Consider the following 25,308-nt stretch of genomic DNA (forward strand, 5'->3'; position numbering starts at 1 on the left):
ATGGGACGCTACGTCGTCCGGCGGCTGCTCCAGATGATCCCGGTGTTCGTCGGGGCCACGCTGCTGATCTTCCTCATGGTCAACGTCATGGGTGACCCGATCGCCGGGCTGTGCGGCGAGCGGGCCTGCGACCCGGCGACCGCCGCCCAGCTGAAGAAGGAGTTCGGACTCGACAAGCCGGTGTGGCAGCAATACCTCACCTACATGGGGAACGTCTTCACCGGCGACTTCGGTACGGCGTTCAACGGGCAGCCGGTCACCGAGCTGATGTCCACCGCGTTCCCCGTCACCATCCGGCTGACGATCGTGGCCATCGTCCTCGAGATCGTCATCGGCATCACGCTGGGCGTGGTCACCGGACTGCGGCGCGGGCGCCCCGTCGACACCGGAGTGCTGCTGGCCACCCTGGTCGTCATCTCCGTACCGACCTTCGTCACCGGTCTGCTGCTCCAGCTGCTGCTGGGCGTGGAGTGGGGCTGGATCAAACCCTCCGTCTCCCCGGATGCCGCCTTCGGCGAGCTGATCGTGCCGGGGCTGGTGCTCGCCTCCGTGTCGCTCGCCTATGTCACCCGGCTGACCCGCACCTCGATCGCCGAGAACAAGCGGAGCGATTACGTCCGTACGGCCGTCGCCAAAGGGCTGCCCCGCCGCCGGGTCGTCACCAGGCACCTGTTGCGCAACTCGCTCATCCCCGTCGTCACCTTCATCGGCACCGACATCGGCGCGCTGATGGGCGGCGCGATCGTCACCGAGCGGATCTTCAACATCCACGGCGTCGGCTACCAGCTCTACCAGGGCATCCTGCGGCAGAACACCCAGACGGTGGTCGGGTTCGTGACCGTGCTGGTCCTGGTGTTCCTGGTGGCGAACCTCCTGGTGGACCTGCTCTACGCCGTGCTCGACCCGAGGATCCGCTATGCCTGAGCAGCCGTTCGAGCAGGACCGGGCCATCGCCGGGACGGGCATGGGCGGGGCGATGGACCTCGCGACGAGCGAGGCGCAGACGCTGGAGCGGACACCGGGCGGCCCGCTCGGCACCGGCCCGGCCGCCAAGCCCCGCTCCCTGTGGTCCGACGCGTGGCGGGACCTGCGGCGCAACCCGGTCTTCATCGTCTCCGCCCTCGTCATCCTCTTCCTCGTCGTCATCTCCCTGTGGCCGTCCCTGATCGCCTCCGGCTCCCCCCTCAAGTGCGACCTCGCCCTGGCCCAGGAGGGCTCCCGGCCGGGCGCCCCCTTCGGCTACGACGGGCAGGGCTGCAACGTCTACACGCGGACCGTGTACGGCGCCCGCACGTCCGTCACGGTGGGCGTCTGCGCCACGCTCGGGGTCGCGCTGTTCGGGTCGGTGCTCGGCGGGCTCGCCGGGTTCTTCGGCGGCGTCTGGGACTCGGTGCTGTCCCGGATCACCGACGTCTTCTTCGCGATCCCGGTCGTCCTCGGCGGTCTCGTCCTCCTCTCCGTGGTGACGAGCAACACGGTCTGGCCGGTGATCGGGTTCATGGTGCTGCTCGGCTGGCCGCAGATCTCCCGGATCGCCCGCGGCTCGGTGATCACCGTCAAACAGAACGACTACGTCCAGGCCGCCCGCGCCCTCGGCGCCTCCAACTCCCGCATCATGCTGCGGCACATCGCACCCAACGCGGTGGCCCCCGTGATCGTCGTCGCGACCATCGCGCTCGGCACCTACATCGCCCTGGAGGCGACCCTGTCCTACCTCGGCGTCGGGCTGAAACCGCCCAGCGTCTCCTGGGGCATCGACATCTCCGCCGCCTCGCCCTACATCCGCAACGCCCCGCACGCGCTGCTGTGGCCCTCCGGGGCCCTCGCCCTCACCGTCCTGGCCTTCATCATGCTCGGCGACGCGGTGCGCGACGCCCTCGACCCGAAGCTGAGGTGAGCGTCGCCGTGCTGCTCGAAGTGCGTGACCTGCACGTGGAGTTCCGGACTCGGGACGGGGTCGCGAAGGCGGTCAACGGCGTCTCGTACGCCGTCGACGAGGGGGAGACGCTGGCCGTGCTGGGCGAGTCCGGGTCCGGGAAGTCGGTGACCGCCCAGGCCGTGATGGGGATCCTGGACGTGCCGCCCGGGCGGATCGGCGGCGGCGAGATCCTCTTCCGGGGCCGCGACCTGCTGAGGCTGAAGGAAGAGGAGAGGCGGAAGGTCCGGGGCGCCGAGATGGCGATGATCTTCCAGGACGCGCTGTCGGCGCTCAACCCGGTGCTGAGCGTCGGCGACCAGCTCGGCGAGATGTTCGTCGTGCACCGGGGGATGTCCCGGAAGGACGCGCGGGCCAGGGCCGTCGAGCTGATGGACCGGGTGCGGATCCCGGCCGCCGCCCAGCGGGTGCGGGACTATCCGCACCAGTTCTCCGGTGGCATGCGCCAGCGCATCATGATCGCCATGGCGCTGGCCCTGGAGCCGGCGCTCATCATCGCCGACGAACCGACCACGGCCCTCGACGTGACCGTCCAGGCCCAGGTCATGGACCTGCTCGCGGAGTTGCAGCGCGAGTACCGGATGGGGCTGATCCTGATCACGCACGACCTGGGCGTGGTCGCCGACGTCGCGGACCGGATCGCCGTGATGTACGCGGGGCGGATCGTCGAGTCGGCGCCCGTGCACGACATCTACAAGGCACCGGCCCACCCCTACACGCGCGGACTGCTCGACTCCGTCCCGCGCCTCGACCAGAAGGGCCAGGAGCTCTACGCCATCAAGGGCCTGCCGCCCAACCTGATGGACATCCCTCCGGGGTGCGCCTTCAACCCGCGCTGCCCGATGGCCCAGGACGTGTGCCGCACCGACGAGCCGCCGCTGTACCAGGTGGATCAACACCGGGGCAGCGCCTGTCACTTCTGGAGGGAGTGCCTCAATGGTTGAGCGGGCGGTTGAGCCGATCCTGGAAGTGAGTGGACTGGTCAAGCACTACCCCTTGACCCAGGGCATCTTGATCAAGAAACAGATCGGTGCCGTCAAGGCCGTTGACGGCGTCGACTTCGTACTCAACAAAGGAGAGACGCTCGGCATCGTCGGTGAGTCCGGCTGCGGCAAGTCGACGGTCGCCAAGATGCTCGTCAACCTTGAGCGGCCGACGGCGGGGTTGATCAAGTACAAGGGCGACGACATCACCAGGTTGAGCGGACGGGCACTGAAGGCCGTCCGCCGCAACATCCAGATGGTCTTCCAGGACCCGTACACCTCCCTCAACCCCAGGATGACCGTCGGCGACATCATCGGGGAGCCGTACGAGATCCACCCGGAGGCGGCCCCCAAGGGCGACCGGCGCACACGGGTCCAGGAACTGCTGGACGTCGTGGGGCTCAACCCCGAGTACATCAACCGCTATCCGCACCAGTTCTCCGGCGGCCAGCGGCAGCGCATCGGCATCGCGCGCGGGCTCGCGCTGCGCCCCGAGGTGATCGTCGCCGACGAACCGGTGTCCGCGCTCGACGTCTCCGTGCAGGCCCAGGTGATCAACCTGCTGGACCGGCTCCAGAACGACTTCGACCTGTCGTACGTCTTCATCGCCCACGACCTGTCGATCGTGCGGCACATCTCGGACCGGGTCGGGGTCATGTACCTCGGGCGGATCGTGGAGATCGGCAAGGACGAGGAGATCTACGACCACCCGACCCACCCCTACACCCAGGCCCTGCTCTCGGCGGTGCCGGTGCCGGACCCGGAGGCGCGGGAGCACCGGGAGCGGATCATTCTGAGCGGGGACGTGCCGTCGCCGACGAACATCCCGTCGGGATGCCGGTTCCGCACGAGGTGCTGGAAGGCCGCGGAGCGGTGCGCGGTGGAGGTGCCGTTGCTCGCGGTGCCCGCCGCCTTCCGGCTCGCGGCGGGGCCGGCGGCCCATGACTCCGCCTGCCACTTCGCGGAGGAGAAGCAGGTCGTGCCGCCGGACGATCTTGGAAACCCGGGTGCGTAACGGGGCGTATGTGCATCAATCGCGTTAACACGCAAGCAACTTCGCCGACCCGGTCTCGATATACGGACGCGGCACTCTTTTCAGCGTACGGCCGTGCGGGTGCCGTAAACGGGCCGGAGCGCGCCATGTCGCTCCGGCCCGTTGCCCCTTTTTGCGCCTGAACCGGCGCCGCTCTCGCGGACCTGGCAGGTGCTTCGTCGGGGTTCCTCGATTATTGGTTGCGGTGCTCTGTGGAGTGCTGCTGCTCAGCCCAGTCCGAGTGCGCGCCGGAGGAAGTCCAGCTGGAGCAGCAGCAGGTTCTCCGCCACCTGTTCCTGCGGGGTCATGTGGGTCACGCCCGACAGGGGCAGGACCTCGTGCGGGCGGCCCGCGGACAGCAGGGCGCTGGACAGGCGCAGGGAGTGGGCCACGACCACGTTGTCGTCGGCCAGGCCGTGGATGATCATCATCGGGCGGTGCGGTTCGGCGGCGTCGACCAGGCCGGTGTCGTCGATCACCGAGTTGCGGCGGTAGACCTCCGGCTGTTCGCCGGGGTGGCCGAGGTAGCGCTCCTGGTAGTGGGTGTCGTACAGGCGCAGGTCGGTCACCGGGGCGCCGACCACCGCGGCGTGGAAGACGTCCGGGCGGCGCAGGGCCGCGAGGGCGGCGAGGTAGCCGCCGAAGGACCAGCCGCGGATCGCCACCCTGGTCAGGTCGAGGGGGAAGTCGGCGGCGAGCGCCTGGAGTGCGTCGACCTGGTCCTGCAGGACGGTCGCCGCGACGTCGTCCTTGATGGACTTCTCCCAGGCGGGGGAGCGGCCCGGGGTGCCGCGGCCGTCGGCGACGACCACCGCGAAGCCCTGGTCGGCGAACCACTGGGAGGTCAGGTGGGCGTTGTGCGCGGCGACCACCCGCTGGCCGTGCGGGCCCCCGTACGGGTCCAGGAGAACCGGAAGGGGAGTGTCCCCGTGGTAGTCCCGTGGCATAAGCACGGCGCACGGAATTCGGCGTGCGCCCCCCTCGGTGAGCGTTACGCGCGGGGACAAACCAGGGTCTTCGGCGTATGACGTGACAGTCGCCAGGTGTTTTCCGTCACGCAGCACCTGGACGCGGGCGCCCGGGGTGTCCAAGGTGGCGGAGACCAGTACGGTCACGCCCCCGGCGCGGACGGCCGTGTGCACGCCGGGTTCCTGCGACACGCGCTCCACGCCGAGCTCGTTCACCCGGTAGACGTGTACCTCGCCGATCTCGGGGGACTCGGCCTCCTCGCCGGCGGACGCGGAGACCAGCACGTCGTCGGCGGTCACGTCGAGAACCGCACGGATGTGCAACTGGGGCCCCGTGAGCGGGCGTTCACCCACCGCGAGCACTCGGGCGCCACCCTCGTCGGCGATCCGGACCAGCTGTCCGGAGGGGCTCCAGCAGGGCGTACCGGCGAACAGTTCAAGCCATGTTGGATCTTCGTCGGCGTGCACCATCCGGGTCGCCCCCGACTCCGGTTCCACGGCCAGGAACAGCTGGCTGCGCTGGTCGCGCGCCTGTACGAGCAGCAGTGGGGCACCCGCCTCTGACCAGTGCACATGCGCCACGTACGGATAGCGCGCCCGGTCCCAGGAGATCTCCGTGCGCGCCCCGTCGAGGCCGTGGACGAACAGGCGTACGTCGGCGTTCTCGGTGCCCGCCGCCGGATAGGCGACATGATGTGGCTCACGCGCCGGGTGGGCGGGGTCTGCGATCCACCACCGCTGCACCGGCGTGTCGTCCACGCGCGCCACGAGCAGCCGGTCGGACCGCGGCGACCACCAGAAGCCGCGCGCACGCCCCATCTCCTCGGCCGCGATGAACTCGGCCAATCCGTAGGTGACCTGTTGCGACTCCGGCTCGGCGAGCGCCCGGTCGCCCTCTCCCTCGGCGCCGACGACGCGCAGGGCGCCCGCCGCGACGTAGGCGACATGACGGCCGTCGGGGGACGGGCGCGGGTCGATCACCGGCCCCGGGACCGCGAGTTCGCGTGCCGTACCGGCCCTGAGCTCGGCCGTGAAAAGCCGTCCTGACAAGGCGAAAGACGCCAACTCCAGGGCCGCGTCGGTGGCGTAGCCGACGATGCCGGCACCGCCCTCCCGGCTGCGTTCGCGACGGGCCCGCTCCTGCGGCGAGAGGTGCTCCTCGGCACCGCCGAGCAGGGTGCGCGGGTCCGCCGCGAGGCGCTCCTCGCCACTCGGTACGTCAAGGATCCAGAGGGAGTTGGCGCGGTCGGTGCCGGAGCCGGAGCGCAGAAACGCCACGCGGGAGCCGTCGGGGGCCACGGTGAACGCGCGCGGCGCGCCGAGCGTGAAACGCTGGGTGCGGGCGTGCCGGCGGGGGAATGAGACAGCCTCGGTCGTCATCCCCCGACCATATTGGCCATGCGCCCCCTTGTGCGGCCGTGCGCCGAGCGATGCGCGAGCACGCATAGTTATGATCACTACCGCTGAGTGGGTATGAACCTGCTGGCGTGCGCATGGAATTGCTGTACCGATCCACAACGTGATCTACAACCCCCATAGTCCGAACCCCCCGCATCCCTGGGATCTTTGGAGGTGAGCCGCCGTGGCACTCTCGATTTCGGCGGTGGTGCTGCTGGCGATCATCGTCTTCTTGTTGATCAAGAAGTCGGGTCTGAAGGGCGGTCATGCCGTGGTGTGCATGCTGCTCGGTTTCTATCTCGCCTCCTCGACCGTCGCACCGACGATCAGCGATCTGACGACGAACGTCGCCAGCATGATCGGCAGCATCAAGTTCTGACCCCGGTCACTTTTCGCACCGGTCGACCCGGGCTGCGCGGCACTGTCGGTGCCGTTTCGTAGGGTGGGCACATGACGGAACTGCCCACCCGGCGTCTGTTGCTCGTGCACGCGCATCCGGACGACGAGTCGATCAACAACGGCGCCACCATGGCCCGCTACGCGGCCCAGGGCGCCCATGTGACGCTGGTCACCTGCACCCTGGGCGAGGGCGGCGAGGTCATCCCGCCCGGGCTGCGGCATCTCACCGGCCCCGCGCTGGGCGAGTACCGGCTCGGCGAGCTGACCGCGGCCATGCGCGAGGTCGGCGTGACCGACGTCCGGCTGCTCGGCGGACCCGGCCGCTACCGCGACTCCGGAATGATGGGCGTGCCCGACAACGACGTGCCCGGCTGCTTCTGGCAGGCCGACGTCGACGAGGCCGCCGGACACCTGGCCGAGATCGTCCTGGAGACCCGCCCCCAGGTCCTCGTCACCTACGACGACAACGGCGGGTACGGCCACCCGGACCACATCCAGGCCCATCGCGTCGCCATGAGAGCCGTCGCGCTGGCCGCCGAGGCCGGCCACCGCATCCCCAAGGTCTACTGGAACCGCGTCCCGCGCACGGTCGCCGACGCCGCGTTCGCCAGGCTCCAGGGCGACCTGCCGGGGCTGCCCTTCGCCAAGTCGGCCGCCGTCGACGACGTACCGGGCGTGGTCGACGACCGCCGGGTCACCACCGAGATCGACGGCACCGCGTACGCCGACGCCAAGGCCGCCGCGATGGCCGCCCACGCCACCCAGATCGAGGTGGCACCGCACGGCGCCCGCTACTTCGCGCTCTCCAACGAGCTGGCCCAGCCCTTGTTCACCACGGAGTTCTACGAGTTGGTGGGCGGGGAGCCGGGCGCGGCGCGCGAGACCGATCTCTTCGCCGGCCTCGGGGAGGCGTCATGAGTTCCGACGGACGCGGTTCGATGCTGGCGCAACCCCTGCGGGCGCCCTCGGCCGGACGGGTCGCGGCCCTCGTCGGGCTGGTCGTGCTCGGGGCCGTGGTCGGCGCCGCGGGCACCCTCGTCCAGGCCGGCTGGTTCCCGGGCGGGCTGCTGCTGGCCCTGGCCGGCGCCGCGGGACTCTTCCTCGGCGGGGCCCGGGCCCTGGCGAGCCGATCCGGAGCCGTCGCACCCGCGTTCGGCTGGGTCGTCGCCGTCATCTTCCTCACCGCCAGCAGGCCGGAGGGGGACTTCCTGTTCGGCGCGGGAGGCGGCTCGTACCTCTTCCTGCTCGGCGGCATGGCGCTGGCTGTGATCTGCGCCACAATGGGTTTGGGGCGGCAACCCGGAGCGGGCGGCGCCCGACTTGGCAAGTGACGTACCACTTCGCCGTGGGGCGCCCGTGCGAGTCCGGTGTGGGTTTCCCCAGCGGTCATGGGATAAGCGTCAGAAGTGGCCAGTATGGTGGTGCGCGCCGCCGAGCCGTCCCAGCGAGGTCGTCACGGGCGGTGGAGCCAACCGGGAGAACCTGCCTTGAGTCGTGAAACTGACACTCCGTCCTCCGGGCCCGACGGGCGCGGTGGATCCGCATACCCCTCGGGCACGCCGCCGTACGGGACCCCCATGGCTTCCGACGACGGTACGGACGCGGCCCGTTCGGCCGCGCGGCCGGAGGAGCGCAAGACCGAGACCACGCTGACGACCCGGATCCGGATCAACATTCCCGGTTCCCGGCCGATTCCGCCCGTGGTCGTCCGTACCCCTGTCGCGGACGTCGAGGGCGGCACGGCCGTCGCGGGCGGCCCGAGCGGCACGGGCGAGGAGACGGGCACGCACGCGCGCCCGGCGGGTGCCGCCACACCCACCGGCAACGCCGAGCCGCCCGCCGCCGAACCGGCGCCCGCGCCCACCACCGACTGGTTTGCGCCACGCAAGTCCGGCCCCGCCAAGGGCGGACAGCGCGCCGGCGCCACCAACGGGGCGGGTGCACCCGGCGGTTCCCCCGCCGCCTCGCCGAACGCTCCGGGTGCGGCGCGTCCGAACGAGGGCGGCGCCCCCCGCTCCGGCGCCGCGAACGGCGGCCGCCCCGGCGGTGTCGTCGGCTCCATGAGCGTGCCGGGCGCGTCCCGGCCCGGCGGGACCAACGGCGCGGGGCTGCCCGCGGGCGCGACCGGCGGCCCGGTGGCCCCCGGCCACGGCGGCGGCACCGGCTCCTTCGACGTGACCGAGGCACTCGCCGCGGGCCCGCTCGGCGGCTCCCGGGGCGGCGCGCCGGGCGGTGACGCCCGCCGCGACGACCTGCCGTACTTCTCCGACAACGGCGGCCAGAACGGCACCCAGGGCGGCCCCGGCGTGCCCGGCGGCGGCCCGGCCGGTCCCGGTGGCCCCAGCGGCTTCAGCGGGCCGGGCGGTCCCGGCGGTCTCGGCGGCCCGCAGGGCCCGGCGGGCCCCACCGGCGGCCCGGTCACCGGCGACGGCCCGTTCGTCCCGCCGGTCAACGGCGGCGAACCCTTCGGCGGCCCGAGCGGCCCCGCGGGCCCCGGCAGCGGTCCCGCGGGCCCCGGCGGGCCGCGCGCCCGCAGCGCCCAGGCCCGGCCCGGCGCGCGCACCGCCCCCGCCGGTCCCGGACTCGCCGTCCCCGGCGGTGGTCTGAGCGACGACACCGCGATCCTCACCCCGCAGAAGCCCGCCCCCGAACCGGGCACGCCCGGCTACGGCACCCCGGCGGGCAACGTCTCCGGACACACCGTCACCAGCGGCATCCCGGTCGTGCCGCCGGGCGCCGACTCCCCCTTCGCGCCGGGCGCCCCCGGCACGGGGCCGCTGCCGCACACGCCCCCGAAGCTGCCCGAGCCGGTCTCGCCGCCCCCGGCCGAGGCGAAGAGCAAGGGCAAGGCGAAGGCCAAGAAGAAGCGCGGCAAGCTGCCGCTGCTCGGTGGTGTCGTGGTGGTGGCCGGCGTGGGCCTCTACGGCGCCGGGTTGCTCATGAACCACTCCGACGTGCCCAAGGGCACCACCGTGCTCGGCGTCGACATCGGCGGCGGCACCCGCGACGACGCCGTCAAGAAGCTCGACGACGTGTTCGGCAAGCGGGTGAACCAGCCGCTGAAGCTGTCCGTCGACGGCAAGACCGTCTCGCTCCCGCCGGACCAGGCGGGCCTCCAGTTCGACATCCAGAACACCGTCGAGGCGGCCGCCAAGAGCGACTACAACCCGGTCTCCGTGATCGGCTCGCTGTTCGGCCAGAAGCGGGTCGTCGACCCCGTCATGCCGGTCGACGAGGAGAAGCTCCAGGCCGCCCTCAAGGACCTCGGCGGCAGCTCCGGCTCGGTCACCGAGGGCACGATCAAGTTCACCTCCGGCAAGGCCGTCGCGGTCTACGGCAAGGCGGGCAAGGGCATCGACGCGGCCGCCTCCACGAAGGCGGTCGAGCAGGCGTACGAGCAGATGGTCGAGACCGGCACCACCTCCGCGGTGACCGTACAGACGACCACGCAGCAGCCGACGGTCACCAACGCCGAGGTCGACCGCGAGATGAAGGCGTTCGCGGAGCCGGCCATGTCGGGGCTGGTCACCGTCAAGACGCAAAGCGGTGTATCCGTGCCGATGAGCCCGCAGAACTCCCTGTGGAAGTTCCTCCGGGTCAAGGCGGTCGAGGGCAAGCTCGTGGACAGCCCCGATCTGAACGCCCTCAAGAACCTCTACGGCAATGCCTTCGACGGCGTCAAGATCACCCGTGCCACCGGTGAGAAGACGGCCGTCACCCCGCAGGACGTATACGTCGCCCTGCGCCAGGCCCTGCTGAGCAAGACGAACCGGGTGGGCGTCATCCAGACGAACCCGAGCTAGTCGAACAACGACGAGAGGGGGCGCCCGGTACTCACCGGGCGCCCCCTCTCGTCCTGTCACGCCCTGCCCATGACATCTGTCATGCGGCTCTCCGGACACCCGGCACTGCCCCCGGTCACCGGCTCGCCGCCAGCATGGAGGCATGACAACGACAGCGGCGACGACCACCACCGGGACCCCGGTGGTGGTCGGGTTCGACCAAGTGAGCAAGACCTACGGGAACGTGCGGGCCGTCGACGGGCTCTCGTTGCGGCTGCACCCGGGGGAGACCGTGGCCCTGCTCGGGCCGAACGGCGCGGGCAAGTCCACCACGCTCGACCTGCTGCTCGGCCTCAAGCAGGCCGACGCCGGCAAGGTCAGCGTCTTCGGCCTGAGCCCCCGGGAGGCCATCGTCGCCGGGCGCGTGGGCGCGATGCTGCAGAGCGGCGGCCTGATGGACGAGGTGACGGTCGCCGAACTCGTCAGGCTCGCCTGCCAGCTGCACCCCAAGCCCTACAAGGTCACCGACGTCCTCGCCCGTGCGGGCATCTCGCAGATCGCCGACCGCAAGGTCAACAAACTCTCCGGCGGTCAGTCCCAGCGCGTCCGCTTCGCCCTGGCGACCGCCGGCGACAGCGACCTGATCGTCCTGGACGAGCCGACCACCGGCATGGACGTCTCCGCCCGCCAGGCGTTCTGGGCCACCATGCGCGAACAGGCCGACCAGGGCCGTACCGTGCTGTTCGCCACCCACTACCTCGAAGAGGCCGACGCCATCGCCGACCGGGTGCTGGTGCTGCACCGGGGACGGCTGCTGGCCGACGGCACAGCCGCCGAGATCAAGGCGAAGGCGGGCGCCCGGCGGATCTCCTTCGACCTGGAGGGCGAGATCGACGAGGCCCCGCTGCGGGCGCTGCCCTTCCTCACCGCCGTCGACGTGAGCGGCCAGACGGTCCGCATGCAGTCGTCCGACGCCGACGCCACCGTCCACGCCCTGTACGGCCTCGGCGTCTACCCCCGCAACCTCGAAGTCGCCGGGCTCGGCCTGGAGCAGGCCTTCGTCGCCATCACGGAGGCCGAAGAGGCCAAGGAGGCCACGCAGTCGTGAACGCCCTGATCAAGCTGGAACTCGCCCGCGCCCTGCGCAACCGCAAGTTCCTGTTCTTCTCCGTGATCTACCCCTCGATCATCTTCCTGCTGGTCGCGAGCCAGGGGGGTACTGGCGACACCGTCGACAACTCCGGCCTGTCCGTCGCCGCCTACGTCATGGTCTCCATGGCCTCCTTCGGCGCCCTGACCGCCGTCCTGATGGGCAACAGCGAGCGCATCGCCAAGGAGCGCGAAAGCGGCTGGGTGCGGCAGCTGCGGCTGACCACGCTGCCCGGCCGCGGCTACGTCCTCGCCAAGACCGCCAGCGCGGCCGTGGTGAGCCTGCCGTCCATCGTGGTCGTCTTCCTGGTCGCCGCCTCGGTGAAGCACGTACGCCTCGACGCCTGGCAGTGGTTCGCGCTCACCGGCGCGATCTGGGCCGGCAGCCTGGTCTTCGCCGCGCTCGGCGTCGCCATCGGGTATCTCGCGAGCGGTGACGCGGTCCGCCCGATCACGATGATCACCTACTTCGGCCTGTCGATCCTCGGCGGCCTGTGGTGGCCGTCCTCCTCCTTCCCGACCTGGCTCCAGGACATCGCGAAGTGGCTGCCCACGCACGCGTACGCTGCACTGGGACGGGCCATCGAGCAGAGCCAGGCCCCGCACGCCCAGGACATCGCCATCCTCGTCGTCTTCTTCGCCCTCTTCGTCGGCGGCGCGGCCTGGCTGTACCGGAAGGACACGCTGAAGGCGTGAGCGCGATGACGGAAGACCTGCGGTCCGAGGACGAGGCCCGGGCGGACCGGCTGGTGCGGATCGGCCAGCCGCCGCGCACCCGGAGCGAGGCGATGCGCAAGCTGGTGTGGGTCCTGCCCTACCTGGTCTTCCTGGCCTCCCCGGCACAGGACCTGGCCTCCGGCCACCACACCACCGCGGTCACGGCGGCCGGCTGGGCGGGCCTGACGGCCTTCGTCGGGATCTACCTGGCCATCGTCTTCCGCTCCATGGGCCGGCCCTTCCGCGGCTGGATCGTCACCGCCGCGATCGTCGTGGAGGGGGCGCTCGCGGTCACCCTGGCCTTCAGCCTCGGCGGCTCCTGGTTCGGCCTGTTCGTGTACGTCTCCGTGATGTGCGGAGTGACCTTCCCGCTGCGGATCGCCTACTGGACGATCCCGCTGACCACCGCCGCCATGGTGCTGGCGGGCTGGTACGTCCACGACATGGACGAGGCGTGGGGCCTGTTCCTGGTGGTGCTGCTGGTCGGCTTTTCCATGACCGGCGTCCGGCAACTGGTCGCCACCACCATCGAGTTGCGCAAGGCCCGCGCCACCGTCGCTCAACTGGCCGCCAACGAGGAGCGGTTGCGCCTCGCCCGCGACCTCCACGACCTGCTGGGCCACTCCCTCTCCCTGATCACCCTGAAGAGCGAGCTGGCCGGCCGGATGCTCCCCGACCACCCCGACAAGGCGGCCCAGCAGGTCTCCGACATCGAACAGGTCAGCCGCCAGGCCCTGGTGGACGTCCGCGAGGCGGTCACCGGCTACCGGCGGCCCCGGCTCGCCGCGGAACTGGCGGGCGCCCAGGTCGCCCTGACCGCCGCCGCCGTCACCGCCGAGATCCCGGCCGACCCCGACCTGGCCGGCGTGCCCGACGAGGGCGAGGCGGCCCTCGCGTGGGCGCTGCGGGAGGCCATCACCAACGTCGTACGGCACAGCGGTGCGAGCGCCTGCACGGTGGAGCTGCTGCGCCGCCAGACCCTGGACGGCCCGGTCCTCGAACTCGCCGTCGAGGACAACGGTTCGGGCGGTTCGGGCAAGGGCCCGGGCAACGGGCTCACCGGGCTCACCGAGCGCCTGGAGAAGGCGGGCGGCACCCTGGAGGCAGGCCGCCTCAAGCGCGGGTTCCGGCTGGTCGCCCGGGTCCCGCTGGGCTCCGGCATGGCCGTAGGATCCGGGGCATGAGCAGCACGATCAAGGTCCTCCTCGCCGAGGACCAGTCGATGGTCCGCGAGGCGCTGGCCGCCCTGCTGGGCCTGGAGGACGACATCGAGGTCGTGGCCCAGGTCGCCCGCGGCGACGAGGTGCTGCCCACGGCCCGGCAGCACGACATCGACGTCGCCCTGCTCGACATCGAGATGCCGGGCTGTACGGGCATCGAGGCGGCGGCCCAGCTCAACAAGGCGCTGCCGGCGGTGAAACTGGTCGTCCTCACCACCTTCGGCCGCCCCGGCTACCTCCGCAGCGCCATGGAGGCGGGCGCCGACGCGTTCCTCGTCAAGGACGCCCCCGCCGCCCAGCTCGCCGAGGCCGTCCGCAAGGTCCTCGCCGGCGAACGCGTCATCGACCCCACCCTGGCGGCAGCGGCCCTCGCCGAGGGCGCCAACCCCCTGACCGACCGCGAGCGCGAGGTCCTCCGCGCCGCCGCCGACGGCTCCACCAACGCGGAACTCGCCGCGACGCTGCACCTCTCCCAGGGGACGGTGCGCAACTACCTCTCGACGGCGATCCAGAAACTGGCGGTACGGAACAGGGCGGAAGCGGTCCGGATCGCGCGGGAGAAGGGCTGGCTGTAGGAGCCTGGCCGTAGGCGCTGGCTCGCGGCGAATCTCAGGTGGGGAGGACAAGGGGACGGTGCCGCATCGGTGCCGGCGGTGCATCCCACCTAGGGGCGCGGGGAACTGCGCGACCAGCCCCCACACGGCCGCAGCCGCCCGTGCACCGAAGCCACTACGGCCAATGGACCCGTAAACCGCCTCAGTTGAGCCGGGCCCGCGCTGCCCGTGCCTCCCCCCGGACCTTCTCCGCCGCCCCCTCGTCGACCACGTCGATCAGCCCCGCGTACTTCTCCAACTCCTCGGCGCCGTCCGTGAACTCGCCCCGTTCCACCAGCAACCGCGCCCGCTCGTACCGCAGTCGCGCCGGATGCGACGGCAGCTGCAGGGACAGATCGACCGCCCACAGGCCCACGTCCGACCGCTCCGGGCGGGCCGCCGCCCACGCCCGTACGTTGTTCAGGATCCGCCGTACGACGTCCAGGGGATCGGCCGGCTCCAGCATCGCCGGCTCCAGCGGCACCCCCGCCGCCCCCACCACCAGCAGTTCCGCGTCCGACCCGGTCAGCACCCGCCCCCCGTCGAACGGATCGGCCAGCACCTGCTCGTCGGCCGCCCCGAACCCGACCACGAAGTGCCCCGGCAGCGCGACCCCGTACACCGGTGCCCCGGCCCGCCGCGTGACCTCCAGCCACACCACGGACAGCAGGATCGGCAGCCCGCGCCGACGCCGCAGCACCTCGTGCAGCAGCGAGGACTCCAGCCGCTGGTAGTCCGCGGCGGTGCCCCGGAAACCGAACCGTTCGCCTAGGACCCGGTGCGCCGCCGTGGCCCACGCGTGCGGCCCGCCCGGCCGGTACGGCAGCTGCCCGGCCAGCCGGTCCAGTTCCATCTGCGCCGCGTCGATCCCGTCCTCGTCCAGCGAACCGTCGGCCGCCGCGCCCGCCAGCAGGCACAGCGCCGCCAGATCGGGCCGCTCGGACCGCGCCTCCTCGGCGAACCGCCGCCGTACCTCGGCGGCCCGCTCCGGCGACGGCGGACGTGGGTGTGGCTGACCGGAAGCCATAGCTGTTTCGTGCCCCTTCGGAATGATCGGTACCACTCGCCTCCCGGATTCAGGAGCCGTCCGCCTCCGGCGCCCGGTAGTGGTGGTACGCGTGGTGCGCCGTGAAGCCCAGCCGCCCGTACAGCGCCCGCGCCCCCTCGTTGTCCGTCTCCACCTGCAGCCAGGCCGCCGACGCGCCCTCCGCCAGCGCCCGGCGGGCCAGCGCCGCCATGACCTCGGTGGCCAGTCCGCGCCGCCGCAGCCCCGGATCCACCTCGACGGCGGCGAACCCGGCCCACCGGCCGTCCACCACCAGCCGCCCGATCGCCGCGGGCGCGCCTCCCCCGGCCCCCGGCACGGTCGCGAACCACACCGACGCCCCGCCCCCCAGCACCTTCAGCGCAACCTCGCTCACACCCTTGCGCTGGTACCGCGCCAGCCAGTCCTCACCGGCCGCCCGGGAGAGCAGCACCCCGGCCCCCTCCGCCCGGTCCGCCACCGGAGCCAGCCCCCCGGTCCACAGCTCGGCGCTCACCTCGCGCAGCCACCCACGCCGCTCCAGCTCCGCGCAGAGCAGCTCCTGGGTGCCCTCGGCGCCGGTCGCGGTCTGCACGTACGCGGGCAGCCCCCGTTCCCCGTACCACCGCCGTACGGCCGCCAGCGCCGCGTCCAGCGGCAGCCCGGGATCACCGAGCGGCAGCACGCTGTTCGCCCGCCGGGTGAATCCCGCGGCGGCCCGCAGCTCCCACTCGCCGAGCCGCTCGCTCTCCACCGGCCGCCACCCGCGCGAGGCGACACGCGCGAGCTCCCCGTACGAGGCGGCGGGCCCGCGGCGGCGCGCCGGAGCGGCCGGCACCACCTTCCCCGCCACCAGCGCGGACTCCGGTATCCGGACGGTTTCCCCGTCCCGCCGTGTGATCGTCAGCATGCCGTCGTCGTCCCATGATGTGAGAACACCCACCGTGTCGGTGAACTTCTCCCCGGCGACACCATTTCCGGCCAAACGGCGCACCGACACCCGTTTACCCACGTCAGCAGCGGTGATACGGACCTCGAAGCGTCCTGCGGCAGAGATTTCCACTGGTCAGTTCACCCCTCCTGTTCGGATCAAGCCCAGGAACGGAGATACTAGGGGCGGGCATCGACGACGCCGCGCTCCCGCGCGCCAGGCGGCGGAGCCTACGGAGGCCCGCCAGCGCCCAATCGAGGAGGAACGACAGCGTGACCTACGTCATCGCGCAGCCTTGTGTCGACGTGAAGGACAAGGCGTGCATCGAGGAGTGCCCGGTCGACTGCATCTACGAGGGCCAGCGGTCCTTGTACATCCATCCGGACGAATGCGTCGACTGCGGAGCCTGTGAGCCGGTCTGCCCGGTCGAGGCGATCTTCTACGAGGACGACACCCCGGAGGAGTGGAAGGACTACTACAAGGCCAACGTCGAGTTCTTCGACGACCTCGGCTCCCCGGGCGGCGCCAGCAAGCTGGGCCTGATCGAGCGCGATCACCCGTTCATCGCCGCGCTGCCCCCGCAGGCCGAGTAGTCCGCACCGGCGGCCCGCCGCAACACCGTGCCGCCTCGGTCCCGTACGGCCTGATCACGTCCGATCGGCGCCGTACGGGGCCGAGGCGTTTGCCGTACCGGTCGTACCGAAGAAAGTGAGCAAGTAACCGTGTCCGCAGTCTCCGACCGTCTGCCCACCTTTCCCTGGGACAAGCTGGAACCGTACAAGAACACGGCAGCGGCGCACCCGGACGGCATCGTCGACCTGTCGGTCGGCACCCCGGTGGACCCGGTCCCGGACCTGATCCAGAAGGCCCTGATCGACGCGGCCGACTCGCCCGGCTACCCCACGGTCTGGGGCACCCCGGCGCTGCGCGACGCGATCACGGGCTGGGTCACCCGCCGCCTCGGCGCCCGGGACGTCACCCACCGCCACGTCCTCCCGATCGTCGGCTCCAAGGAACTCGTCGCCTGGCTCCCCACCCAGCTGGGCCTCGGTCCCGGCGACCGGGTGGCCTACCCGCGCCTCGCGTACCCGACCTACGAGGTCGGCGCCCGCCTCGCCCGCGCCGAGTACGAGGTCTACGACGACCCGCGCGACCTCGACCCGGCGAACCTGAAGCTCCTCTGGCTGAACTCCCCGTCCAACCCGACGGGCAAGGTCCTGTCGCAGCAGGAACTGACGGAGATCGTCGCCTGGGCCCGCACCCACGGGATCCTGCTCTTCTCCGACGAGTGCTACCTCGAACTGGGCTGGGAGGCCGACCCGGTCTCGGTCCTGCACCCCGACGTCAACGGCGGCTCCTACGACGGCATCGTGGCCGTCCACTCCCTCTCCAAGCGCTCCAACCTCGCCGGCTACCGCGCGGCCTTCCTGGCCGGCGACCCGGCGGTCCTCGCGCCCCTCCTGGAGATCCGCAAGCACGGCGGCATGATGACCTCGGCCCCGACGCAGGCGGCGGTCGTCGCGGCCCTCTCCGACGACACCCACGTCCAGGAACAGCGCGAGCGCTACGCGTCCCGCCGCACGGCCCTGCGCGAGGCCCTCCTGGCGCACGGCTTCCGCATCGAACACAGCGAGGCCAGCCTCTACCTGTGGGCGACACGCGACGAGTCCTGCTGGCAGACGGTGGCCCACCTGGCCGAGCGCGGCATCCTGGTGGCACCGGGCGACTTCTACGGCGAGGCCGGCGAGAAGTTCGTAAGGGTGGCCCTGACGGCGACGGACGAGCGCGTGCGAGCGGCCGTGGAGCGGCTGGCGCCCCGTTAGGAGCGCAGGAACTGCGCGAAACCCCTTCGAACGTGCCCGAGCCGTAGCGCCCCTTAAGGGGCGCGGGGAACTGCGCGAACGACCCCCACCGACCGGCAGCCGACACACAACGGAAAGGGGCCCGGGGAAACCCCGGACCCCTTTCCGGCAAGCGGTAGGCCCACTTACCCGAGCGGCAGCCCCTTCACCGGCAGCCCACCCGTCGGCAGCCCACCCTTGGTCGCGGTGGACGCCGCCTCACCCAGCAGCCCCCCGGCGGAGCCTGCCGCGTCGCCCGCGGTGTGCTGCACCACCGGCGCCGCCTTCTTGACGGCCTTGCCGCCGGTCTGGCCGGCGGCGGGCACCGCCGACTCGATCGCCGCGCCACCGGTACGGCCGACGGTCCCGGTGACGGTCTGCGCCGCCGCGTCGGCGGTGTTGCCGACGCTCGCCCCGTCCAGGGCGGTCAGACCGCCGAGGTTCGGGGCGCCGGCCGGCAGACTCGGGGCCGCGCCGGCGGAGCCGGCCGCACCGACCCCGGCAGCCGCTCCCGCTGCGACCAGCAGCGCGGCACGGGCGATCCGGCGGGTCAGAGGCAGGGACATGATGCTCCATTCGACGGGAGGGAACGTGATCGCCGTGACTACCGCTCGAAGCCCGCGAAGGTTGCGGATGCCCAAGGTAAAGAGTTGATAACGCATCGCATTATCGGGTGTGGGGAAAAACGGGCAAACGACACACTGCCGCTGCCCCCGCAGAATCCTTCCGGCCCAACGCTCCCAGGGGGTTTGACGCATGCGCGAGTGACCGTGCGAAAACGTGAGCACACCACGCGTACGGCGTGTCCCGGCTGACCCGCCGGAGGGACCCCCCGAACTACTGCCCGGTCACGATCCGCACCGAGCCCGCGGACTTCTCCGCACCGCCCGTGCTCTGCGAACCGGACACCGGCTGCCATCGGCTGTCCGTGCTCCCGGCGGTCCACTCCCGGCCCGCGTACGACACCCGCTCGATGTGCAGCGCCGACGAGTTGGCCACCGCCCAGTGCGCCAGCTGCCAGCCCCGCTCGCTCTCGGTGCGCCCCGACTTGTCGGTCTTCGTGCCCTCCGGCACCGGCACGGTCACGGTCCGCCCGTGCGCCGTGGCGGTCACGGTCGGAGTGGGGGTCGGCGTGGCCGACTCGCTCACCTCGGCGCCGGCCTCTTCGACCGCGTCCCGTCCGAAGTCCCGCACGAGCGCGGTCCGCACCGCGTCCGGACCCGTCGCCGTCGCCGTCGCGGCCGCCGTCGCCGCGCTGGTGGCCGCCGGGCGCCCGTCGCACGTCAGGGTGGCGGCGGACTGCCCGGTCAGGGCCGCGGCGAGCAGTGTGGCGTCGGTCTCGTGCTTCGCGTACGCCTCCGGGTAGCCGCTGCGCTGCACGCGCTGCGCGGCCACCGTCAGCGGCAGGGTCTCGTAGTCGCGCACCTTGGCCAGGTGGGCGTAGAACATGCCCGCCGCGTACGCCGGGTCCAGGATCTGCTTCTGGGTGCCCCAGCCCTGCGAGGGCCGCTGCTGGAACAGGCCCAGCGAATCCCGGTCGCCGTGCTCGATGTTGAGCAGCCCCGACTCCTGGATCGCGGTCGCCAGGGCGATGGCCACGGCCCGCTCGGGCATGCCGCGGCCGGTGCCGACGGCGGCGATCGTCGCCGCGTTCACCGCCTGCTCGGGCGTGAACTGGTACGACTGGTCGTCGCTTCGGCCCGAGACGACCTTGCAGCCCTCGGCGCCACCGCCGCCGGTGACGTACTGGACGACCAGATAGGCGCCGACGGCGCACAGGATGAGCAGGCCCGACACGAAACGCAGGACACGGCCGCGACGCTTGGGACGGATGGGGGACGGCTCTGGCACGCGTACAACATACTGGAGAGTACGAGCCGCTCACCCCCGGGTCCGCAAGCCTGTGAACCCGCCCGCGGGATCGCGCGCGCTAGGGTCGGGGCCATGGCCGACACCTCGCTTGACCTCACGCTGGACGCCGCCGCGCTCACCGCGCAGCTCGTCGACCTCCCCTCCGAGAGCGGCACCGAGAAGCCGCTCGCGGACGCGATCGAGAGCGCGCTGCGTGCCCTGCCGCACCTGACGGTCGACCGGTACGGCAACAACGTGATCGCCCGGACGAGCCTCGGCCGCTCCGAACGCGTGATCCTGGCCGGCCACATCGACACCGTCCCGATCGCGGAGAACGTGCCCTCCCGGCTCGACGCGGACGGCGTGCTGTGGGGCTGCGGCACCTGCGACATGAAGTCGGGCGTCGCGGTCCAGCTGCGCATCGCGGCCACCGTCCCGGCCCCCAACCGCGACCTGACCTTCGTCTTCTACGACAACGAGGAGGTCGCCGCCGACCTCAACGGGCTCAAGCACGTCGCCGAGGCCCACCCCGAGTGGCTGGCCGGCGACTTCGCGGTGCTGCTCGAGCCCTCGGACGGCGAGGTCGAGGGCGGCTGCCAGGGCACCCTGCGCGTCCTGCTGAAGACCTCGGGCGAGCGGGCCCACTCGGCGCGCTCCTGGATGGGTTCCAACGCGATCCACGCGGCCGCCCCGATCCTGGCCCGCCTGGCCGCCTACGAGCCTCGGTACCCGGTCATCGACGGCCTGGAGTACCGCGAGGGCCTCAACGCGGTCGGCATCTCGGGCGGGGTGGCGGGCAACGTCATCCCCGACGCGTGCGTGGTCACCGTGAACTTCCGGTACGCCCCGGACCGTTCCGAGGCCGAGGCCATCGCCCACGTGCGTGAGGTCTTCGCCGGCTGCGGGGTCGATGAGTTCGTGGTCGACGACCACAGCCCCGGCGCGCTGCCCGGCCTCTCCCACCCGGCCGCGGCCGCCTTCATCGAGGCGGTCGGCGGTACGCCGATGCCCAAGTACGGCTGGACCGACGTCTCCCGCTTCTCGTCCCTCGGCGTCCCCGCGGTCAACTACGGACCCGGCAATCCGCACTTGGCTCACAAGCGGGACGAAAGGGTGGAAACCGCCAAGATCCTGGCGGGCGAGGAGCGTCTGCGCACCTGGCTGACCAGCTGAGCACACGACGGCGCTGGGCGCCCGACATGCCGACGTCCCGCGCCTGTAACCCGCTCGGATCTACGCTGGGGCGGATACACCTGCAAGCGGAGGGAGCGCGCACATGCCTACCGGGAATCCCGAGGGGAAGAAGGTGCCGCCGGACGAGCAGCGCCTGGGACCGGTCCTCCGACGGCGCGGTCAGGTGACCGCGAGCACGACGGACCAGCGGCTGCTGGACGCGGGCGGCCCCTCCGACTGGGTCCACACGGACCCCTGGCGGGTGCTGCGCATCCAGTCGGAGTTCATCGAGGGCTTCGGCACGCTCGCCGAACTGCCGCCCGCGATCAGCGTGTTCGGCTCGGCGCGGACCCCGGTCGACTCGGCGGAGTACGACGCGGGCGTGAAGCTGGGCCGCGGCCTGGTCGAGGCGGGCTGGGCGGTGATCACCGGCGGCGGGCCCGGTGCCATGGAGGCGGCGAACAAGGGTGCCCTCGAAGCGGGGGGCGTCTCGGTCGGCCTCGGCATCGAGCTCCCCTTCGAGCAGGGCCTCAACCCGTACGTCGACATCGGCCTCAACTTCCGCTACTTCTTCGTGCGGAAGATGATGTTCGTGAAGTACGCACAGGGCTTCGTCGTCCTCCCGGGAGGCCTCGGCACCCTCGACGAGCTCTTCGAGGCCCTCACCCTCGTCCAGACCCAGAAGGTCACCCGCTTCCCGATCGTGCTGTTCGGCAGCGCGTACTGGGGCGGCCTGGTCGACTGGCTCACGAACACCCTGATCGCCCAGGGCAAGGCGAGCGAGAAGGACCTGCTGCTCTTCCACGTCACGGACGACGTGGCGGAGGCGGTGGCCCTGGTATCGAAGGAAGCGGGCCGCTAGAACCGACCTCTGCCCACCCACCCACACGACTCGCTCTGCTGAGAAGCCGGGGCCCGAGACTCTCGTCACGCCGCCGACTCACCGAGTCGGTTCGTGTACTTCGTGGTCAACCGAGTCGGTGCGTGCAGTTTTCGGCCCGCCAAGCCGGTGCGTGCACTTCCCGGCCCACCGAGTCGGTTCGTGCACTTCCCGGCCGACCGAGTCGGGTGGTGGGTGGGCGGGGGAAACGGGGGTCTGGGGGCGGAGCCCCCAGGTCTCGGCGCGCGGACGGCGGACTACGCCAGCCCCCGCCGGGCCACCGTCGGAGGGCGGTGGCCGGCGATCGACGCGACCATGTCCAGCACCTGGCGCGTCTCGGCCACCTCGTGCACCCGGTACACCTGCGCCCCCAGCCACGCCGACACCGCCGTCGTCGCCAGCGTCCCGATCAGCCGCCCCTTCAGCGGCCGGTCCAGGGTCTCGCCCACGAAGTCCTTGTTGGACAGGGAGACCAGCACCGGCCACCCCGTCTCCACCAGCTCGCCCAGCCGCCGCGTCGCCTCCAGGCTGTGCCGGGTGTTCTTGCCGAAGTCGTGCCCGGGATCGATCAGCACCGACTCCCGCGGCACCCCCAGCGCGACGGCCCGCTCGGCCAGCCCCAGGGTCACCCGCAGGATGTCGGCGACGACGTCGTCGTACGTCACCCGGTGCGGCCGCGTCCGCGGCTCCGCCCCGCCCGCATGCGTGCACACCAGCCCCACCCGGTACCGCGCCGCGACCTCCGCCAGACGCGGGTCGACCCCGCCCCACGCGTCGTTCAGCAGATCCGCCCCGGCCTCGCAGGCGGCCTCCGCGACCGACGCCCGCCAGGTGTCCACGCTGATCACGACGTCCGGGAAACGGCTGCGCACCTCCGCGACGAACCCGACGACGCGGCGCGCCTCCTCCTCGGCGCCGACCTCCTCGCCCGGCCCGGCCTTCACCCCGCCGACGTCGACGATCGCGGCCCCCTCGGCCACCGCCTGCTCCACGCGCGCGAGGGCCGGCTCGTCACGGAAGGTCGCCCCCTGGTCGTAGAAGGAATCCGGCGTCCGGTTCACGATGGCCATGATCACCGGTTCGTTCGGCCCGAATTCCCGCCTGCCCAGCCTGAGCATCGCCTGTGACCTCCCGTAGTAATTCCCTCGGTGCGACCGCCTGCGACCCTAACTGTCAGACTCGCATGGCACGATCGGACACAGACACATTCGACACCGAGCACGCTGAGCACACTGAGCACCACGAGTGCTGCTGCACCGAGCTTCACCGAGCCTGGGGGCCCACCGCGATGGTTATGTTCCTGTTCCTCGTCGTCGCGCTCGCGGTCGTGGTCGCTGCGGTCACCCTCTCCGTGGTGAGCGGTGGCGAGAGCGGACCGCTGCCCGAGGTGGCGCCCGAGCGGTTGGCGGACCCGCTGCCCCCGGACCGCCCGGTGAACCGCGCGGACGTCGAGAGCATCCGCTTCCCGCTCGTCCCGCGCGGCTACCGCATGGCGGACGTCGACGACGCGCTCAGCCGCCTCGGCGCCGAGCTCGCGGAGCGCGACGCACGGATCGCCGACCTGGAGTCCGCGCTGGCCGGTGCCCAGGCCGGGCCGCGCGGCCCGCACACCTCGCACGGCCCGCACACGTCGCTGGACAAGCCCGAGCCGGAGGACCGGCCATGAGCGAGACGACCGACATGATCGAGGGCGCTGCGGTGCCCGGGCCGGACGGCAGGCTGCGCTGCCCCTGGGCGCTGTCCACCGCGGACTACGTGTCGTACCACGACGACGAGTGGGGCCGCCCGGTCCACGGTGACGACGCCCTCTACGAACGCCTCAGCCTGGAGGCCTTCCAGTCCGGCCTCTCCTGGATCACGATCCTGCGCCGCCGCCCCGGCTTCCGGGCCGCCTTCGCCGACTTCCGCATCGAGAAGGTTGCCGCGTTCACCGACGAGGACCGCGACCGTCTGCTGGCCGACCCCGGCATCATCCGCAACAGATCGAAGATCGACGCGACGATGGCCAACGCGAAGATCCTCGCCGAGTGGGTGCCCGGCGAGCTGGACGCCCTGATCTGGTCGCACGCTCCGGAGCCGGGCGCCTGTCCCGCACCGAAGACCATCGCCGACGTACAGGCGGTGACCCCCGAGTCGACGGCCCTCTCCAAGGCCCTGAAGAAACGCGGCCTGCGCTTCATCGGCCCGACGACGGCGTACGCCCTGATGCAGGCGTGCGGTCTGGTCGACGACCACCTCGAAACCTGCGTGGCCCGGAGAACCCCGTAGGGGACCGCGCCCCGTAAGGGGCGCGGGGAACCGCGCGCCCGGCCCCCACTCAGCCGCAGTTCCCCACGACCGTCACCGCCCCAGGTACTTCGGCTTCTCCTTGTTCACGAACGCCTGCACGGCGATCCCGTGATCCTCGGAGGCCCCGGCCCGAGCCTGCAGCTCGTCCTCCTTGTCCAGCGTCTCGTCGAGGGAGTGCGTGAGCCCGTAGGCGACGGCCTCCTTCAGCGCCGCGTACGCCACAGTCGGCCCTTCGGCCAGCTTCCGGGCCACCTTCTCGGCCTCCGCGCGCAGCTCGGCCGAGGGCACCACCTTGTTCGCGATGCCCAGCTCGTACGCGTCCTGCGCACTGATGCTCCGGGGAAAGAGCAGCAGGTCGGCGGCGCGGCCCGGTCCCACGACCCGCGGCAGCGTCCACGAGACGCCGGAGTCCGCGGTCAGCGCCACCCCCGCGAACGACGTGTTGAAAGCGGCCGTGTCGGCGACCACCCGGTAGTCCGCCGCGAGGGCGAACCCGAAACCGGCGCCGGCGGCCACCCCGTTCACGGCGGCGACGACCGGCTTCGGCGCCGACACCAGCGCCCGCACGATCGGGTTGTAGTGCTCGCGTACCGTCGTCATCGTCTGCCCCGCCCCGGTCTCCCGGTCGGAGGCGAGCAGCGTGATGTGCTCCTTGAGGTCCTGGCCCACGCAGAACGCCCGGTCACCGGCGGCGGTCAGCAGGATCGCCCGGACAGCCGTGTCGGCCGCCGCCTCCTGCGCGGCCTCCCGAAGGGCCACCTTCGTCGCGATGTTCAGCGCGTTCATCGCCTCGGGGCGGTTCAGCGTGATCGTCGCGAGCCCGTCGCCCACCTCGTAGAGCACGGTGTCGGTCATGGTGCGTCCCCTCCGTCGTCTTCGTCCGTCGTCTTCGTCGGTCATCGTTCGCCGGTCATCGTTCGTCCGCGTCGCCGCGGCTGACGTACCGCTCAGTACGTCCGTGTCCGAAGGACAGCATGGCGGAGATCATTGCCGGGGGACCGAAGCGGGCGTGTGACCTGCGTCAAAGAATTCCGGAGCCGACTCGGTCGGCGTAAGGACACGAGGCGGCGAAGTATCGCAGTCACATCGCCGAATTGAGTGGTTTTGCTCGCGCGCGTTGCCCAAGCGATGCCGACTGATG

General features: G+C 71.7%; 25 protein-coding genes. 18 read left to right on the forward strand and 7 right to left on the reverse strand.

The features are described from left to right. From ACFY0K_RS18475 to ACFY0K_RS18490, 4 genes are read left to right on the forward strand one after another with little or no spacing between them, the layout of a single operon-like run. Nucleotides 1–924: an ABC transporter permease gene (locus tag ACFY0K_RS18475; RefSeq protein WP_390640730.1), complete on the forward strand. Its 924-nt coding sequence runs from the start codon at nucleotides 1–3 to the stop codon at nucleotides 922–924. Beyond that, nucleotides 917–1,897, forward strand: coding sequence for an ABC transporter permease (locus ACFY0K_RS18480; RefSeq protein ID WP_352365254.1), 981 nt, complete (start codon nucleotides 917–919; stop codon nucleotides 1,895–1,897). The genes ACFY0K_RS18475 and ACFY0K_RS18480 overlap by 8 nt, the downstream gene beginning before the upstream one ends. 8 nt (nucleotides 1,898–1,905) lie before the next feature. After that, nucleotides 1,906–2,880: an ABC transporter ATP-binding protein gene (locus tag ACFY0K_RS18485; protein WP_390640731.1), complete on the forward strand. Its 975-nt coding sequence runs from the start codon at nucleotides 1,906–1,908 to the stop codon at nucleotides 2,878–2,880. After that, nucleotides 2,873–3,934 (forward strand): ABC transporter ATP-binding protein, encoded by a 1,062-nt coding sequence (locus ACFY0K_RS18490; protein ID WP_390640732.1) that lies wholly within the window; start codon nucleotides 2,873–2,875, stop codon nucleotides 3,932–3,934. The genes ACFY0K_RS18485 and ACFY0K_RS18490 overlap by 8 nt, the downstream gene beginning before the upstream one ends. Nucleotides 3,935–4,179: 245 nt before the next feature. Here the strand turns inward: ACFY0K_RS18490 and ACFY0K_RS18495 are convergent, their stop codons facing one another. After that, nucleotides 4,180–6,300, reverse strand: coding sequence for a prolyl oligopeptidase family serine peptidase (locus tag ACFY0K_RS18495; protein WP_390640733.1), 2,121 nt, complete (start codon nucleotides 6,298–6,300; stop codon nucleotides 4,180–4,182). A gap of 202 nt (nucleotides 6,301–6,502) precedes the next feature. Here ACFY0K_RS18495 and ACFY0K_RS18500 point away from each other — a divergent pair, with 202 nt between their 5' ends. The 8 genes from ACFY0K_RS18500 (at nucleotide 6,503) to ACFY0K_RS18535 (ending at nucleotide 14,160) form a co-directional block, all read left to right on the forward strand. Further along, on the forward strand, nucleotides 6,503–6,697 hold the full coding sequence (locus ACFY0K_RS18500; protein ID WP_046733847.1) for a hypothetical protein: 195 nt from the start codon (nucleotides 6,503–6,505) through the stop codon (nucleotides 6,695–6,697). Nucleotides 6,698–6,768: 71 nt separating this feature from the next. Continuing rightward, nucleotides 6,769–7,635, forward strand: coding sequence for an N-acetyl-1-D-myo-inositol-2-amino-2-deoxy-alpha-D-glucopyranoside deacetylase (mshB, locus tag ACFY0K_RS18505; RefSeq protein ID WP_390640734.1), 867 nt, complete (start codon nucleotides 6,769–6,771; stop codon nucleotides 7,633–7,635). After that, nucleotides 7,632–8,048, forward strand: a complete 417-nt coding sequence (locus ACFY0K_RS18510) for a DUF6113 family protein (protein ID WP_390640735.1) — start codon at nucleotides 7,632–7,634, stop codon at nucleotides 8,046–8,048. The genes mshB and ACFY0K_RS18510 overlap by 4 nt, the downstream gene beginning before the upstream one ends. 156 nt (nucleotides 8,049–8,204) lie before the next feature. Beyond that, the gene (locus tag ACFY0K_RS18515) at nucleotides 8,205–10,520 is read left to right on the forward strand and encodes a hypothetical protein (RefSeq protein ID WP_390640736.1); all 2,316 of its coding nucleotides are present in this window, start codon (nucleotides 8,205–8,207) and stop codon (nucleotides 10,518–10,520) included. 142 nt (nucleotides 10,521–10,662) lie between these two features. Next, the gene (locus ACFY0K_RS18520; RefSeq protein WP_390640737.1) at nucleotides 10,663–11,607 is read left to right on the forward strand and encodes an ABC transporter ATP-binding protein; all 945 of its coding nucleotides are present in this window, start codon (nucleotides 10,663–10,665) and stop codon (nucleotides 11,605–11,607) included. Continuing rightward, nucleotides 11,604–12,344 (forward strand): ABC transporter permease, encoded by a 741-nt coding sequence (locus ACFY0K_RS18525; protein ID WP_351957986.1) that lies wholly within the window; start codon nucleotides 11,604–11,606, stop codon nucleotides 12,342–12,344. The genes ACFY0K_RS18520 and ACFY0K_RS18525 overlap by 4 nt, the downstream gene beginning before the upstream one ends. A gap of 5 nt (nucleotides 12,345–12,349) precedes the next feature. After that, nucleotides 12,350–13,549, forward strand: a complete 1,200-nt coding sequence (locus tag ACFY0K_RS18530; RefSeq protein ID WP_390640964.1) for a sensor histidine kinase — start codon at nucleotides 12,350–12,352, stop codon at nucleotides 13,547–13,549. Next, the gene (locus tag ACFY0K_RS18535) at nucleotides 13,546–14,160 is read left to right on the forward strand and encodes a response regulator transcription factor (RefSeq protein WP_352366738.1); all 615 of its coding nucleotides are present in this window, start codon (nucleotides 13,546–13,548) and stop codon (nucleotides 14,158–14,160) included. Before ACFY0K_RS18530 ends, ACFY0K_RS18535 begins: the two co-directional genes overlap by 4 nt. Before the next feature lie 181 nt (nucleotides 14,161–14,341). Here the strand turns inward: ACFY0K_RS18535 and ACFY0K_RS18540 are convergent, their stop codons facing one another. Both ACFY0K_RS18540 and ACFY0K_RS18545 read right to left on the reverse strand, forming a co-directional pair. After that, nucleotides 14,342–15,205, reverse strand: a complete 864-nt coding sequence (locus tag ACFY0K_RS18540) for a transglutaminase-like domain-containing protein (protein WP_390640738.1) — start codon at nucleotides 15,203–15,205, stop codon at nucleotides 14,342–14,344. A gap of 49 nt (nucleotides 15,206–15,254) precedes the next feature. Continuing rightward, nucleotides 15,255–16,265 carry a GNAT family N-acetyltransferase gene (locus ACFY0K_RS18545; protein WP_390640739.1) on the reverse strand — a complete coding sequence of 337 codons (1,011 nt, stop codon included), beginning with the start codon at nucleotides 16,263–16,265 and terminating at the stop codon, nucleotides 15,255–15,257. Between the two features lie 140 nt (nucleotides 16,266–16,405). Between ACFY0K_RS18545 and fdxA the strand changes: the two genes are divergently transcribed. After that, nucleotides 16,406–16,726, forward strand: coding sequence for a ferredoxin (fdxA, locus tag ACFY0K_RS18550; RefSeq protein WP_089098949.1), 321 nt, complete (start codon nucleotides 16,406–16,408; stop codon nucleotides 16,724–16,726). Nucleotides 16,727–16,855: 129 nt separating this feature from the next. Then, nucleotides 16,856–17,956, forward strand: coding sequence for a bifunctional succinyldiaminopimelate transaminase/glutamate-prephenate aminotransferase (locus tag ACFY0K_RS18555; protein ID WP_390640740.1), 1,101 nt, complete (start codon nucleotides 16,856–16,858; stop codon nucleotides 17,954–17,956). A 164-nt stretch (nucleotides 17,957–18,120) separates the two neighbouring features. On the opposite strand, the gene ACFY0K_RS18560 is transcribed toward ACFY0K_RS18555, so the two are convergent. Further along, nucleotides 18,121–18,540, reverse strand: a complete 420-nt coding sequence (locus ACFY0K_RS18560; protein WP_390640741.1) for an ATP-binding protein — start codon at nucleotides 18,538–18,540, stop codon at nucleotides 18,121–18,123. 271 nt (nucleotides 18,541–18,811) lie between these two features. Further along, the gene (locus ACFY0K_RS18565) at nucleotides 18,812–19,825 is read right to left on the reverse strand and encodes a heavy metal transporter (protein ID WP_390640742.1); all 1,014 of its coding nucleotides are present in this window, start codon (nucleotides 19,823–19,825) and stop codon (nucleotides 18,812–18,814) included. Between the two features lie 93 nt (nucleotides 19,826–19,918). Between ACFY0K_RS18565 and dapE the strand changes: the two genes are divergently transcribed. Both dapE and ACFY0K_RS18575 read left to right on the forward strand, forming a co-directional pair. Further along, nucleotides 19,919–20,998, forward strand: a complete 1,080-nt coding sequence (gene dapE / locus ACFY0K_RS18570) for a succinyl-diaminopimelate desuccinylase (RefSeq protein ID WP_390640744.1) — start codon at nucleotides 19,919–19,921, stop codon at nucleotides 20,996–20,998. Between the two features lie 103 nt (nucleotides 20,999–21,101). Continuing rightward, the gene (locus ACFY0K_RS18575) at nucleotides 21,102–21,860 is read left to right on the forward strand and encodes a TIGR00730 family Rossman fold protein (RefSeq protein WP_351957978.1); all 759 of its coding nucleotides are present in this window, start codon (nucleotides 21,102–21,104) and stop codon (nucleotides 21,858–21,860) included. Nucleotides 21,861–22,135: 275 nt separating this feature from the next. On the opposite strand, the gene folP is transcribed toward ACFY0K_RS18575, so the two are convergent. Beyond that, a complete protein-coding gene (gene folP, locus ACFY0K_RS18580) occupies nucleotides 22,136–22,996 on the reverse strand; it encodes a dihydropteroate synthase (RefSeq protein ID WP_390640745.1) in 861 nt (286 codons plus the stop codon). 170 nt (nucleotides 22,997–23,166) lie between these two features. On the opposite strand from folP, the gene ACFY0K_RS18585 reads away from it, so the two are divergent. Both ACFY0K_RS18585 and ACFY0K_RS18590 read left to right on the forward strand, forming a co-directional pair. Next, on the forward strand, nucleotides 23,167–23,544 hold the full coding sequence (locus tag ACFY0K_RS18585) for a DivIVA domain-containing protein (protein ID WP_351957976.1): 378 nt from the start codon (nucleotides 23,167–23,169) through the stop codon (nucleotides 23,542–23,544). Between the two features lie 14 nt (nucleotides 23,545–23,558). Continuing rightward, nucleotides 23,559–24,146, forward strand: a complete 588-nt coding sequence (locus ACFY0K_RS18590) for a DNA-3-methyladenine glycosylase I (RefSeq protein ID WP_390640966.1) — start codon at nucleotides 23,559–23,561, stop codon at nucleotides 24,144–24,146. A 72-nt stretch (nucleotides 24,147–24,218) separates the two neighbouring features. On the opposite strand, the gene ACFY0K_RS18595 is transcribed toward ACFY0K_RS18590, so the two are convergent. Further along, entirely contained in the window at nucleotides 24,219–25,022 is an 804-nt protein-coding gene (locus ACFY0K_RS18595) for an enoyl-CoA hydratase-related protein (RefSeq protein ID WP_351502802.1), read from the reverse strand. Nucleotides 25,023–25,308: the final 286 nt, after the last annotated feature.

Origin of the sequence: Streptomyces sp. NPDC001507, assembly GCF_042894765.1 — a bacterium.
GTDB lineage: Bacteria > Actinomycetota > Actinomycetes > Streptomycetales > Streptomycetaceae > Streptomyces.

Excerpts from the sequence above, each read along its gene's own strand:
- folP (WP_390640745.1), bottom strand. The coding sequence starts at position 22,996 with ATGCTCAGGCTGGGCAGGCGGGAATTCGGGCCGAACGAACCGGTGATC.
- ACFY0K_RS18530 (WP_390640964.1), top strand. The coding sequence starts at position 12,350 with ATGACGGAAGACCTGCGGTCCGAGGACGAGGCCCGGGCGGACCGGCTG.
- ACFY0K_RS18510 (WP_390640735.1), top strand. The coding sequence starts at position 7,632 with ATGAGTTCCGACGGACGCGGTTCGATGCTGGCGCAACCCCTGCGGGCG.
- ACFY0K_RS18495 (WP_390640733.1), bottom strand. The coding sequence starts at position 6,300 with ATGACGACCGAGGCTGTCTCATTCCCCCGCCGGCACGCCCGCACCCAG.
- mshB (WP_390640734.1), top strand. The coding sequence starts at position 6,769 with ATGACGGAACTGCCCACCCGGCGTCTGTTGCTCGTGCACGCGCATCCG.
- ACFY0K_RS18595 (WP_351502802.1), bottom strand. The coding sequence starts at position 25,022 with ATGACCGACACCGTGCTCTACGAGGTGGGCGACGGGCTCGCGACGATC.
- ACFY0K_RS18540 (WP_390640738.1), bottom strand. The coding sequence starts at position 15,205 with ATGGCTTCCGGTCAGCCACACCCACGTCCGCCGTCGCCGGAGCGGGCC.
- ACFY0K_RS18590 (WP_390640966.1), top strand. The coding sequence starts at position 23,559 with ATGATCGAGGGCGCTGCGGTGCCCGGGCCGGACGGCAGGCTGCGCTGC.
- ACFY0K_RS18480 (WP_352365254.1), top strand. The coding sequence starts at position 917 with ATGCCTGAGCAGCCGTTCGAGCAGGACCGGGCCATCGCCGGGACGGGC.
- ACFY0K_RS18490 (WP_390640732.1), top strand. The coding sequence starts at position 2,873 with ATGGTTGAGCGGGCGGTTGAGCCGATCCTGGAAGTGAGTGGACTGGTC.
- ACFY0K_RS18585 (WP_351957976.1), top strand. The coding sequence starts at position 23,167 with ATGGTTATGTTCCTGTTCCTCGTCGTCGCGCTCGCGGTCGTGGTCGCT.
- ACFY0K_RS18520 (WP_390640737.1), top strand. The coding sequence starts at position 10,663 with ATGACAACGACAGCGGCGACGACCACCACCGGGACCCCGGTGGTGGTC.
- ACFY0K_RS18475 (WP_390640730.1), top strand. The coding sequence starts at position 1 with ATGGGACGCTACGTCGTCCGGCGGCTGCTCCAGATGATCCCGGTGTTC.
- ACFY0K_RS18560 (WP_390640741.1), bottom strand. The coding sequence starts at position 18,540 with ATGTCCCTGCCTCTGACCCGCCGGATCGCCCGTGCCGCGCTGCTGGTC.
- ACFY0K_RS18535 (WP_352366738.1), top strand. The coding sequence starts at position 13,546 with ATGAGCAGCACGATCAAGGTCCTCCTCGCCGAGGACCAGTCGATGGTC.
- ACFY0K_RS18575 (WP_351957978.1), top strand. The coding sequence starts at position 21,102 with ATGCCTACCGGGAATCCCGAGGGGAAGAAGGTGCCGCCGGACGAGCAG.
- dapE (WP_390640744.1), top strand. The coding sequence starts at position 19,919 with ATGGCCGACACCTCGCTTGACCTCACGCTGGACGCCGCCGCGCTCACC.